This window comes from Vibrio sp. DW001, from assembly GCF_029016285.1.
In the GTDB taxonomy this organism is placed as follows: Bacteria; Pseudomonadota; Gammaproteobacteria; order Enterobacterales; family Vibrionaceae; genus Vibrio.
On record NZ_CP091975.1, the window covers coordinates 3,557,981 to 3,571,202 of the forward strand.

The following is a 13,222-nucleotide window of genomic DNA, read 5'->3' on the forward strand; positions in this document are numbered from 1 at the left end:
AGTTACTTATATGCGCGTTTTTTTCACCCTAGTACTTATTGGATTACTCTCATTTTCTGGTTCAGCTCTCGCACTTTTTGATAGTAATAGCTCATCGAGTTCAGGTGTCGGCTTTAATAACAACAATTCTGATTTTGTTACGGTCCAACAAGCCTTTCCTTTTTATGCAAGTCAAATAGGAGATACGGTTCATCTCGAATGGGATGTACTGGAAGGTTACTACCTATATCAACAACGCCTCTCCATTAGTGTCGAAAACGCCCAAATTGATGCATTAAATATCATCGATGGCACGCCATATAAAGATGAATTCTTTGGGTCGGTCAATATCTATACCGAACCTTTAAGCGTTAAGGTTCCTTTGCTTTCTGTTAATGACGGGGCGAAACTTATCGTCCAATATCAGGGCTGTGCAAAAGCAGGCTTTTGCTACCCACCAGAAACAAAAATAATTGACCTAAAACCGATTTCACAAGCAAGTACTCCGGCGGGAATTGCTGACTCTATAAAAAACAATACCGCAAATCTAGAAGCCAACTCAGCAAAGAAAGCACCATCATTAAGTAAAGAATCTGAACTTGCCGTAAGTCTAGCCGATAGTTGGTGGACGCCTCTCATGTTTTTAGCGCTCGGTGTTGGCTTGGCGTTTACGCCATGTGTCTTCCCTATGTACCCTATCCTTACTAGCATTGTATTGGGCAGTGGAAAACTCAGCCCAGCGAGAACGTTTGGTCTTTCCTTCGTTTATGTTCAAGGCATGGCCCTAACTTACACCTTACTCGGTCTGATTGTCGCCTCGGCAGGGCTTCAATTTCAAGCCGCTCTACAGCATCCGTTTGTACTGATCGGTTTGAGTATCCTGTTTGTTTTACTCGCGATGTCGATGTTTGGCTTGTACACCATTCAGTTACCAAACCGTATTCAAACGTGGCTAAGTCAACAAAGCAATAAGCAACAAGGTGGCAACCTAGTTGGTGTATTCGCTATGGGCGCTATTTCTGGGTTGGTTTGCTCACCCTGCACCACTGCACCATTATCTGGTGCTCTACTTTATGTCGCACAAAGTGGTGACCTATTAACAGGTGCCGTGGCGCTCTATGCACTTGGTTTGGGCATGGGTATTCCACTCATTATTGTGGCCGTATTTGGTAATAAGTTACTGCCAAGAGCTGGTGCATGGATGGATAGAGTTAAAATTTTATTTGGGTTTATTCTTTTGGCTGCTCCCGTCTTCTTAATCGAAAGAATTATCCCTGAGCAATGGGCGATCACCTTATGGGGTATTTTAGGGGTTGCGGCCTTTGGCTGGCTTTATCATGCTAAGAATAGTTTGGAATTCGGGGGATGGAAGCAGAGTTTTATCGGTATTATTGCTGTTTTAGGCTTGGTTGCTTCGGTAATGCCTGTATATAACCAATGGTTTGGGGATGGGTCTGTGAATGCTTACCAACCGCAAGTAACCTTTACTCGTATCAGCTCTGTCGATGAACTAGATAAACAACTTGTACTGGCAAATAAAGCCAACAAACCAGTCATGTTAGACTTTTATGCCGATTGGTGTGTGGCCTGCAAAGAATTTGAAAAATATACCTTTCACACGCCAGAGGTAGAAAGCAAATTAAAAGACTTTGTGCTATTGCAAGCCGACGTAACTAAGAATAGCCCTGACGATATCGAACTATTTAAACGTTTAAAAGTAATGGGGTTACCAACCGTTGATTTTTGGGACGCAAATGGGAACTATGTCACCAACGCAAGATTAACGGGTTTTGTCGAAGCAGAACCGTTTCTTAAGCATCTAGAAAACCAAATCATCGGCAATTAATTCTGCCTACAGCCTGAGAGGATTCGTCGAACACGATGTAGTAGATACGCCGATAAACAACATGAACGTAACCCCCTCTGTTGCGTTCATCTGTCTTACGAATCATTCCCAATCATTTCAGCTTCGTCACATTTATGATCCATCGAACAAAACAACATCTCAAAAAACCGTAATTTCATGTATCGCCAACACTAAATATTGCTTAAAAGTCGATACTGTTCAGAAATTTAGCGTACAAATATTGTTCATTGCCACAAAGCATACAATACTTAATTTTGAAGCTATTATTAAACTAAATTATAAAGAGCCCTTAACGTCATGGAATCGACTTATACCATCATCATAGCTGATGACCACCCACTGTTCAGAAATGCATTATTTCAATCTGTACACATGGCGATCAGTGGTGCAAATTTACTCGAAGCGGACTCGCTTGAAGCTTTATTAAATTTGCTCAACAAAGAGGCCGAACCCGACCTCCTTTTACTCGATCTAAAAATGCCAGGTACTAATGGCATGTCAGGCCTTATTCAGTTAAGAGCTGAGTACCCGGATCTACCTATTGTGGTCATTTCAGCAAACGAGGAACCAAATGTTGTCGCCCAAGTGAAAACCCATGGCGCCTTTGGATTTATTCCAAAATCAAGCGATATGCGCGCTCTTATTAGCGCCCTAAATCAAGTATTAAACGGTGACCCTTTCTTCCCAGAAGAGCTTCTCAAGAACAGTAATGTTAATACTGATCTTGCAGAAAAACTCGCATCGCTTACCCCCCAACAATATCGAGTACTTGGCATGCTGTCGGATGGCCTACTAAATAAGCAAATTGCGTATGAATTAAGTGTCTCCGAGGCGACGATCAAAGCCCATATGACCGCCATCTTCCGTAAATTAGGTGTACAAAATAGAACCCAAGCTGTCATTCTTCTTCAACACCTTGAGTTTGAGAGTTAGACCTTAGGTGTAGAGTATTAGACCTTAGGCTATGTTAATAAATTGTTAACGTACGTTTTTTATAACCGACCTATCATAAACGCCCTAAATACGGGCGTTTTCTTATTTCTTCGCTCGACTAAAGTTGCACTGAGATATTTTTAGAGTACTGCTAATCTATATTCCGTAACAGTTTGTTAACACCCAATAACTAAACGGAAGGAGAAGGCAATGTCATTCGAATCCTCGGATCACGCTCAAGCCTACTGGAAGGAAAACCTAAAAATCATGGGCTCACTACTCGCAATATGGTTCCTAGTGTCATTTGGCGCTGGTATTTTATTTGTAGACGCTCTAGATACTATCAAAATTGGTGGCTTCAAATTAGGTTTCTGGTTCGCTCAACAAGGTTCAATCTACACATTCGTAGTGTTGATTTTTGTTTATGTTGCGCGCATGAATGCGCTCGATAAGAAATATAACGTACAGGAAGATTAAGAGGCTTTAGAAATGGATATTCAAACTTGGACGTTTATTCTTGTCGGTATTACATTTGCGCTGTATATCGGCATAGCAATTTGGGCTCGCGCTGGCTCAACAAGTGAGTTCTACATTGCAGGCGGTGGTGTTCACCCAATCGCAAATGGTATGGCAACGGCGGCAGACTGGATGTCAGCGGCATCGTTTATTTCAATGGCAGGTATCATTTCATTCATCGGTTACGATGGTGGCGTATATCTAATGGGCTGGACAGGTGGTTACGTACTGCTTGCGCTTTGTCTTGCACCTTACCTACGTAAGTTTGGTAAATTTACCGTACCCGATTTTATCGGTGACCGTTATTACTCTAGAACCGCTCGAATGGTCGCCGTATTTTGTGCAATCTTCGTATCGTTCACTTATGTCGCAGGTCAGATGCGTGGCGTAGGAGTGGTATTTGCTCGCTTCTTAGAAGTTGATATCAATATGGGTATCATCATCGGAATGGGTGTGGTGTTCTTCTATGCTGTTTTAGGTGGCATGAAAGGGATTACCTATACCCAAGTTGCTCAGTACTGCGTACTTATCTTTGCTTTCATGGTTCCAGCAATCTTTACCTCTCTTATGATGACCGGCTCTCCAGTTCCGCAACTTGGGTTCGGTTCAACCGTGACAGGCAGTGACGTCTACCTATTAGACAAACTTGATGGACTAACACAAGAGCTTGGCTTTACAGCCTATACCGATGGGTCGAAGAGTATGGTTGACGTATTCTTTATCTGTGCGGCTCTAATGGTTGGTACTGCGGGACTACCTCACGTAATTATTCGCTTCTTTACGGTTCCTAAAGTATCTGATGCGCGTATCTCCGCAGGTTATGCACTGATATTCATCTCTATACTTTACACAACAGCGCCAGCAGTGGCCGCGTTTGCTCGTGTGAACATGATAGAGACAATCAATGGACCAGACATGCAAGGAGTCCAAGGTACTGATGCACCGACTTGGTACAAAAACTGGGAAAATACAGGTCTAGTCGCATGGGACGATAAGAATGGCGACGGTAAGATGTTCTATTCTGGCGATGAACGCAACGAGATGAAAATCAACCGAGATATCATTGTACTGGCGTCACCTGAGCTAGCTCAACTTCCAAACTGGGTCGTTGCCTTACTGGCAGCTGGTGGCTTGGCAGCAGCACTATCGACAGCAGCAGGTTTGTTACTGGTCATCTCAACTTCGATATCTCATGATTTATTGAAGAAAGGGTTTAGGCCAAATATGACGGATAAACAGGAGTTGTTTGCTGCTAGGATGGCCGCCTTCTTCGCTATTGTCTGTGCAGGTTATTTAGGTATTAATCCACCAGGTTTTGTAGCGCAGGTTGTGGCTTTTGCCTTCGGCTTGGCAGCCTCCTCCTTCTTCCCAGCAATCATCTTGGGTATCTTCTATAAGAAGATGAATAAAGAAGGTGCTATCGCAGGTATGCTTTCTGGTATCGTATTTACAACGGCTTATATCGTCTACTTCAAGTTTATCAACCCAGCTGCAAACGTGTCTGATAACTGGTTGTTTGGTATTAGCCCAGAAGGTATCGGTACATTAGGTATGTGTGTGAACTTCATCGTGTCTATTGTTGTAAACAAATTCACGGCTGAAGTACCACAAGACGTTCAAGATTTAGTTGAGTCTATCCGTTACCCTAAAGGTTCTGGTGCCGCTCACGACCATTAATCAAAACTTTGATTAAACCAAAAACCGATGCCTTATGCATCGGTTTTTCTTTTTCTGTGAGCCATATTCCTGCTTAATAATGTGCTTTAACTATCATAGTTATCTCTTTTGATACTGGAATAGCTCATGCACTCACTAATAAAAGAAATCCACGCGATTGCTCAAACGGGTCTTCACTATGTTAAAGATCCTTTTGATAAAGAACGATATGAAAGACTAGAACAGATAAGCCACGAGCTTTACGCAAAGTATAGTGACGTAGATATCACGACCATTGAAAAATTCTTCTTTCCCGAAAAAGGTTACGCCACACCAAAAGTGGACGTGCGGTGCTGCGTAATCAAAGACAATAACGTGTTATTAGTGAAAGAGAAATCAGACGGAAAATGGACGCTACCTGGAGGTTGGGCGGATCAGAACGAAGCCCCTATGGAGGGTGTAATTCGAGAAGTAAGAGAAGAGTCTGGTTACATTATAAAGAATTGCCGCTTGTACGCTGTTATCGATAGAGATAGTCATGCATATGAACCCAAATATCCAACCACTATCTACAAACTCTTTTTTGTTGCTGAAGCCGTAGAAGGCGATTTTATTGAGAATACTGAAATCTCAGACATTGGATTTTTTCCTCTGGATAAACTTCCTATCCTCTCACACGATCGAGTACTTGAAGAAGATATACGATCGGGTTATCGCGCCTTTAGTCGGCCGATTATTGACGTGCAGGTAGACTAATTCATCACGACAGTGATTTAAACTCACTTATGGTAGTTAATGCTCCTAGCCATTAACTCGGTTAAGAACGGCTCTAAGTTTTAATGGTTTAACTGGCTTAGCGATGAATCCGAACCCGTTCGATTTTATCGCACTTAGCATATCTTCCGTTCGATCCGCACTGATGATAATGCCTTCAAAACTATCACCTAAACGTAATCGACATTGCTGTAGCACCTCTAGCCCAGTCCTGTCATTATCTAATCGATAATCAGAAAATATTACGTCAGGAATCCAATCATCGTGTATCAACTGTAGGCTCTCGACTAGATCTTGTGCCGTTCGAACATCACAGCCCCATCGCTCTATTAAATTTCTCATCCCAGTGAGTATATCTCGCTCATTATCCACACAAAGCACCTTAACATTTAATAATGCTATATTGTTTTGTGTTGGAGCCGTCACGATATCAGCCTCAGTGATTTCACCTCGATCCAACATAATTGAAAAAACGGAACCTTCACTGGGCCATGAACGCAAACCAATATCATGTTCTAGTACTCGAGCTATGCCTCGAGAAATAGCGAGACCAATACCAAGTCCTTGGGATACATGGCTTGGGTCACCACGGGTAAACTCATCAAAAATCTCCGATTGTTTCTCTTGGGCAATGCCAACTCCATTATCCCAAACTTCTATTCTTACTTGACCTTTTATTCGACGAGTACCCAATAACACCTTCCCTTTCGGATTATATCGAAAGGCGTTTGTTAAAAAGTTCTGTAGCACACGACGTAACAACTTGGGATCAGATTGAACAATGAGGTTGGATGGAATCATTTTGAAATCAATGCCTTGTTGCTTCGCTAACGCACTGAACTCTGCATTAAGGTTATTCAAAACTTCGTTGAGTTTAAATCCTCTTATATCTGTTTTTAGTTTTCCTGATTCAAGTCTGGAGATATCCAATAGGTCACCAATTAACTCTTCCGCCGCACCCAATGCACTTTCTATGTGGTTAGACAATTGCTTGGTTTCACTCTCTTTTGCCACCTCAGAAAGTGACGATGCAAAAAGCCGTGCTGCATTAAGTGGCTGCATTAAATCATGGCTTACTGCCGCTAAAAACCGTGTTTTAGATTGTGATTCAGTATTTGCACTCCGTGTGGCGGACACTAACCGTTTATTGAGGTCTTCGAGCTCTTGCGTCCGCTCTAGTACTCTCGACTCTAAGTTCTCATTCACCTCTTTTAACGTCTTTTCGGCTTCTCGGAATACGGTAATATCAGAAAAACTCATCACGAACCCACCACCAGGCATAGGGTTCCCCTGCACTTCAATAACCGTTCCATCTGGATAGACACGCGAGGAAGTATGTTGCGTACCACACTCTAAGTGATAGACACGCTTGCGAACATGATCTTCTGGATCACCCGGCCCACACAACCCCATTTGTGCATTATGACGAATAACTTCCGCTATCGGCCTCCCGATCTGAATTAACCCCGACGGGAACTCAAACAGCTCTATATATCTCTGGTTCCATGCTACGATCCGAAGCTGTTTGTCGACGACGGTAATCCCTTGGCTAATATGTTCAATCGCACCTTGCAGCAACCCACGACTAAAATCATACAGTTCAGATGCTTCATCTACTATGGTCGCTACCTCTTCCAATTGCATGTTTTTGCCTTGGAGAGCAGAAGTAAGCACTAACTTAGCGGAAGATGCACCGAAGACGCCAGCTAATACTCTTTCAGTATGACGAATCAACCCAGATGAAGCCTGTTGATTAGGCTGCAAGGTATGTTCTTCTTGTCGCCAATAATGATTAAAGGCCGTTCGCGCCCGAGTTCGACCGACAAATCGGCCAGCCAACATTTCAAGCTCCAAAACCGTAACTCGGCTTTGATACAAACTTATATTTTCACTTTCTGGTAACGGTGTTCCAACAAAGGCAGCCGATTGTAAGCGCTCACTTAGGCTAGAGCGTGTTACCAGTGAAATGAATATATAACAGAGAGTATTGACGATAACACTCAGTGCCATCCCCCAATCAGATGAAGTAAGTGACCAATCCACTAAAAATTGCGGGGGTCGAATGATCCACAACAAAAAATTACTTTCTGAATCACCAGCCAGCATACTGGTTTGGCTCATTAGCGTGACGAGCCAGATTGTGAAGCCAGCTAACAAACCAACGTAGACACCTTTTTTGTTACCCAATCGCCAATACATGCCACCAATAAGTGCAGGAGAAAATTGGGCAATCGCCGCAAAAGAGAGCAAACCAATAATCGATAACGACTGGATATTATCCAGCGCCATGTAGAAACCCCAAGCACCGAATAAAATAAGCAGAATCAATACCCGACGAACATTAAGCAATAGCCCCGAAAAGTGTGTATGAGCATGATGGGAAAGTTTTATCCTACGAAGTAACAGTGGGAAAACGAGATCATTAGAGACCATAATGGCTAGGGCAATAGTAGACACAATCACCATACCGCTCGCGGCCGATGTTCCACCTAAAAATGCCAATAGTGCAATGTCATTTGCTCCTACAGAAAGCGGCAAACTGATCACATATGCATCTGCAGGACTTCCAGCTAAAAGGCTTTGCCCTACCCAAGAAATGGGCAAAACAAACAATCCAATGAGCACTAGATAAGCAGGAAATACACGCCTTGCAACATGGAGATCTTGTGCTCGTTCATTTTCAACAACCATAGTGTGGAACTGCCTTGGCAAGCAGACTATCGCCGCCATCGTCAGTAAGGTATGTATGACTAATGCCGGAACGTTTGGTGGTTTGTAGGTCTCTATCGCTATATCGATTAATTCAATGTCAGGGCTACTCAATGCGAGATAAAATATAAATAATCCCACCACCAAAAAAGCCGCAAGTTTCACAATGGATTCAAAAGCAACGGCCATCATCATACCGCGATGATGTTCTGTATTGTCGATATGACGCGTTCCAAATAGGATGGTAAATACCGCCAACGCCCCCACAACAAACCAAGATACATGGCCATCTTCATAGCCCAACTTAGAGGTAAGTTCTGGGGCGATGATATCTAACCCCATCGTTATACCCCTTAATTGCAGTGCAATATAAGGCAATATTCCCACCACCGCGATCAAGGTAACGGTAACCGCTAACCCTTGCGACTTGCCGTACCTTGCCGCTATAAAGTCAGCGATAGAGGTAATGTGTTCTCGTTTCGCAATTAATATAAGCCGCGCGAGTACTCGCCAGCCAAATACAAAAACTAAAATTGGAGCAATATAAATCGGAAGAAATGACCATGGGTTATTACTGGCTTGTCCAACGGTTCCATAAAATGTCCATGAGGTACAGTACACAGCAATAGATAGGCTATAAATCCACGGACGCCAACGCGACAACCACTTGGTTTGCCTGTCACCATACCATGCGATTAAAAATAGAATCCCGAGATACGCTAAAGTCACAGGAACAACAATCCATCCTTGCATTAAACCTTCCTTGAACCGTTTTTAGACACAAAAAAAACCGGAATACTCGATTCCGGTTTTAGTGTAGTAAAACAACTGTTAATTCTCAGGTGGTTAGCTCTCAATCTGTGGCTCAGGTAGCCCTTTTTTTGGATCCACCCTAACAAAGAGCGCCAAAATACCCATTGAGGCCATAACCCAAAATACGTTCGCGTTCCACAACTCAAAACCTACGCCACTTAATGCCGTCATTACCGCAGTAAACGCCCCCATAGGAATGGCATTGTACAACGCTTGTAAAGGCACCATTTCGTTCTGCTTTGCTCGCTGAATATATTGAATGGCGGCTAGATGTGCGGTTGCAAACGTCACACCATGCAATAATTGAATCACGCCCAATGCCCAAACATCCGTAACCGTAGCGGTTAAAGACCAACGCAGTGCAATACCTGCAGAAGCCATCAAAAACATAGTTCGCAGGCTCATACCGCTAAACAGCCTTCTGCTGATTGCAAAGACAGTAATCTCTGCAATAACACCAATACTCCATAGGTAACCAATCACATTCTCCGGATGACCTATCGATTTCCAGTAGATGGTACTAAAGCTGTAATACGCAGCATGACTCCCATGAATGAGGGAGAGTAAAACCAAAAATCGAAACACATCCGGTCTCTTTACCAAAGCAAGCAGTTTGGGCCTAACCGAATCCTCATCAGTCACACTGACGGGCGGAGGGTTTGGGGTTCGCATAGACAATAAAAGACCAACAGCGGTACCCGCTAGCGCAGTATGAACAATCATATCTGTGCCATATAGCGAAATTAAGTAACCGACGACTGTTGAACCAAATATAAAGGCGATAGAGCCCCACAAACGCGTTCTTCCGTAATCAAGTTTGCCAAGCTTCGCGTAGTAATTTGTCATCGCATCAGAAAGAGGGATTGCAGGACCACAGCAAAGATTGAATAGAATGGTGGCACCCGCCATCATCCAGAAGTTTCCACCAGTGAAGAAGTGAAACCAGATAAAAATAACGGAAAAAAAGCTGAGCCAACGTATAGCCGGAAGTAGGTGCTCTACTTTATGTAGTCTAGGTGTAATGAAAAGGTTCGCAATAAATCGAGTCGCAAATGCCAGCCCCATCAACAAACCTATATCACTTGCCGAGACGCCCTGCTCTTTAAACCAGAGTGCCCAAAATGGGATATATACGCCGTAAGCGAAAAAGAAACCAATAAAGTACTGCGAAATCCAGCCATAAGGCGATGGGGAAAACATAATTAACCTAGCTATTTAAAGTGTTATAGAAATCGCCGCCATTATGCCTACGATCCCTTAACTTAAAAAGGGAACAATTGTTAATTTTCCATTCCCTATTATTCCACCATTAGACCAAAGTCGTCTGGAGGTTAAGGAGAAACTTGCCAGACTAGTAAGTAAGGTTTTACTAGGAGTAAATCTTGCCATGCCTGACAAGTTTAATATGCAATCACCCCCATTTGACCGTTTATCTGAAACGCAGCAATTAGAATTACGTTCTTCTCTCGATGTCGCCTACTACAGAGAAAAAGATGTGCTACTGAAGGCGGGTGAAAAATGTCATTTTTTGCATATTCTAATTAAAGGTGCGGTAGAAGAACGCTCAGCCGACGATCTGGAGATATTTGCCCATTACGCCAACGACGATATTTTTGACGTTCGCTCTCAATTTGATGACTTCGCAAAACATAAATATGTCGCGCTAGAGGATACATTATCCTATCTATTACCTACTCAAAAGTTTCTCGATCTGTACAACGCAAATGGTCAGTTTGCAGCCTACTTTGATACCAACTTAGCAAAGCGCCAGGAGCTAATTGAGGCAGCTCAACAGCAACAAAACCTTGCAGAATTCATTTTAACCAAGGTGGATAGCACAATTTATCACCCTCCTTTAGTCCTTAAACCTGATCTCCCCTTAATAGACGTCACAAAAATGCTAAAAGAAAAGGGGGTAGATGCGGCACTTGTTAGACTTAGTGATAACGACAAACGAGTGTTAGAAAACGCCAACGAACATCCGTATGCCATTGTAACCAGAACCAATATGCTGCACGCCGTCATGTTAGAAGAACAACCATTGGACACCGCGGTTGGTGATATCGCCACCTTCCCTGTATTCCATGTTGATGATGGTGATTTCCTGTTTAATGCAATGATAACCATGACAAAACAGAAAATGAAAAGGGTAATGGTGTGTGAGGGAAATGACGCCGTAGGCATGTTAGATATGACCCAAATATTAAGTGCATTCTCTACCCATTCCCATGTTCTGACTCTAAGCATTGCGCGAGCGAGCAGTATCGATGAGTTAGCGCTTGCTGCAAACAAACAGAGAAACTTAGTTGAGAGCTTAATCACCAACGGTATTCGTACTCGATTTATCATGGAGCTAATCTCTGCGGTCAATGAGCAGATAATTGAAAAAGCGTTCGAGCTCGTCGTTCCACCCGCTAACCATGATGATATCTGCCTAATTGTTTTAGGTTCAGAGGGCCGTGGAGAGCAGATATTAAAAACCGATCAAGATAACGCCCTGATCATCAAAAATGATGTAGAGATAGCAAACCTACCCTCTATTATGAATAACCTAACACACACGCTACAACAACTTGGATATCCACTCTGTCCCGGCAAAGTCATGGTAAATAATCCAGATTGGGTGAAGCATAGCGCTGACTGGGAAAAAACACTCAGCAGTTGGATATCAGCCGCAAGACCCGAACAGGTAATGAAGCTTGCCATCGTCGCTGATGCTCATGCGGTCGCGGGCAATAAGGCACTGCTAACGCCAATTAAAAACTACTTGATAAAACGAATGGCGAATCAAGAACTTATTCTCGCTGAGTTCACTCGCCCTGCCCTGAACTTTTCGATACCACTAACCTTGTTTGGAAAAGTTAAATCATCCAAAGAAGGGGTCGATATCAAAGGAGGAGGTATATTTCCGATCGTTCATGGGGTTAGGGCTTTGAGCCTAGAGCATGCCCTTGATATAAATAACACCTTCGACAGACTTATTGCTCTTCAAGAGAAGAACGTGTTAGAAAAAGAAACCGCAGAGAACCTCAGCGAAGCATTAAAACTTTTCCTAAAACTTCGTCTGACACAGCAGTTGTCCCAACAACACAGCCACAACAAAATTGAACTCAAACTATTAGACAGAACTGAACGTGACCTACTTAGACACAGCCTGCACGTGGTGAAGAAATTCAAGCAGTGGCTCGGTTATCATTATCAAATTAGGGATTAGTCATGAATTGGCTTAGGCGCAACTGGTGGCACTACAAGCTCAAAGAATCACCTTACCGTGACCTCTTCGTTGCACCTATAAATCAAGAGTTAGTCTCTCTTGATTGTGAAACAACCAGCCTAGATCCTAAAAGGGCTGAGTTGGTCACCATTGCTGCAACCAAAATCATTGGAAATAGGATCATTACTAGCGAACCATTCCATGTACGGCTTCGAGCACCGCAATCTTTGGATTCGGGTTCCGTACGAATTCACCGTATCCGTCACCAAGATCTCATCGACGGCATAAGCGAGAAAGAGGCACTAAAAGCATTAATTACATTTATAGGTAATCGTCCATTAGTCGGGTACCACATCCGTTATGACAAAACGATATTAGATATCGCGTGTAAAAAACAGCTTGGGTTTCCATTGCCCAACAAGCTCATAGAGGTCAGTCATATCTATCATGAAATGTTAGAGAAACACCTCCCTAATGCTTATTTTGATTTAAGTTTAGATGCGATATGCAAACACCTGAACCTACCACCTCAAAACAATAAACATGACGCACTGCAAGACGCCATCTCTGCCGCATTAGTCTATGTTCGATTAACTTATGGTGATTTGCCAACGCTAAGTTCGGCTTATATGCGATAACTTTATTAGTTATACCGCTGAGATTTATAACCCGCAGCACAAGTTAATAAAAAAATTCAAAAAATAACCAATATTGAACGACCCAACGTCTCAATTTATCCTAAAGTCTAATTGAGAAAAAAC

Annotated in this window: 9 protein-coding genes; 7 read left to right on the forward strand and 2 right to left on the reverse strand. The window is 42.9% G+C overall.

The features are described from left to right. Window positions 1-10: 10 nt before the first annotated feature. From L3V77_RS16275 to L3V77_RS16295, 5 genes are all read left to right on the forward strand, one after another. On the forward strand, window positions 11-1,825 hold the full coding sequence (locus tag L3V77_RS16275; protein WP_275135057.1) for a protein-disulfide reductase DsbD: 1,815 nt from the start codon (window positions 11-13) through the stop codon (window positions 1,823-1,825). 318 nt (window positions 1,826-2,143) lie between these two features. After that, window positions 2,144-2,779 carry a response regulator transcription factor gene (locus tag L3V77_RS16280; protein ID WP_275135058.1) on the forward strand — a complete coding sequence of 212 codons (636 nt, stop codon included), beginning with the start codon at window positions 2,144-2,146 and terminating at the stop codon, window positions 2,777-2,779. Between the two features lie 210 nt (window positions 2,780-2,989). Continuing rightward, a complete protein-coding gene (locus tag L3V77_RS16285; protein WP_195704578.1) occupies window positions 2,990-3,256 on the forward strand; it encodes a DUF4212 domain-containing protein in 267 nt (88 codons plus the stop codon). A gap of 12 nt (window positions 3,257-3,268) precedes the next feature. Further along, window positions 3,269-4,972: a sodium:solute symporter family protein gene (locus tag L3V77_RS16290; protein WP_195704579.1), complete on the forward strand. Its 1,704-nt coding sequence runs from the start codon at window positions 3,269-3,271 to the stop codon at window positions 4,970-4,972. A 126-nt stretch (window positions 4,973-5,098) separates the two neighbouring features. Then, window positions 5,099-5,707: an NUDIX hydrolase gene (locus L3V77_RS16295; RefSeq protein WP_275135059.1), complete on the forward strand. Its 609-nt coding sequence runs from the start codon at window positions 5,099-5,101 to the stop codon at window positions 5,705-5,707. A 45-nt stretch (window positions 5,708-5,752) separates the two neighbouring features. Here the strand turns inward: L3V77_RS16295 and L3V77_RS16300 are convergent, their stop codons facing one another. Both L3V77_RS16300 and L3V77_RS16305 read right to left on the reverse strand, forming a co-directional pair. Continuing rightward, window positions 5,753-9,187 (reverse strand): PAS-domain containing protein, encoded by a 3,435-nt coding sequence (locus L3V77_RS16300; RefSeq protein ID WP_275135060.1) that lies wholly within the window; start codon window positions 9,185-9,187, stop codon window positions 5,753-5,755. 93 nt (window positions 9,188-9,280) lie between these two features. Further along, a complete protein-coding gene (locus tag L3V77_RS16305) occupies window positions 9,281-10,447 on the reverse strand; it encodes a 3-phenylpropionate MFS transporter (RefSeq protein ID WP_275135061.1) in 1,167 nt (388 codons plus the stop codon). A gap of 187 nt (window positions 10,448-10,634) precedes the next feature. Here L3V77_RS16305 and L3V77_RS16310 point away from each other — a divergent pair, with 187 nt between their 5' ends. Together L3V77_RS16310 and L3V77_RS16315 are read left to right on the forward strand one after the other, a co-directional pair. After that, a complete protein-coding gene (locus L3V77_RS16310; RefSeq protein WP_275135062.1) occupies window positions 10,635-12,461 on the forward strand; it encodes a DUF294 nucleotidyltransferase-like domain-containing protein in 1,827 nt (608 codons plus the stop codon). Window positions 12,462-12,463: 2 nt separating this feature from the next. Further along, entirely contained in the window at window positions 12,464-13,099 is a 636-nt protein-coding gene (locus tag L3V77_RS16315) for a 3'-5' exonuclease (protein WP_275135063.1), read from the forward strand. Window positions 13,100-13,222: the final 123 nt, after the last annotated feature.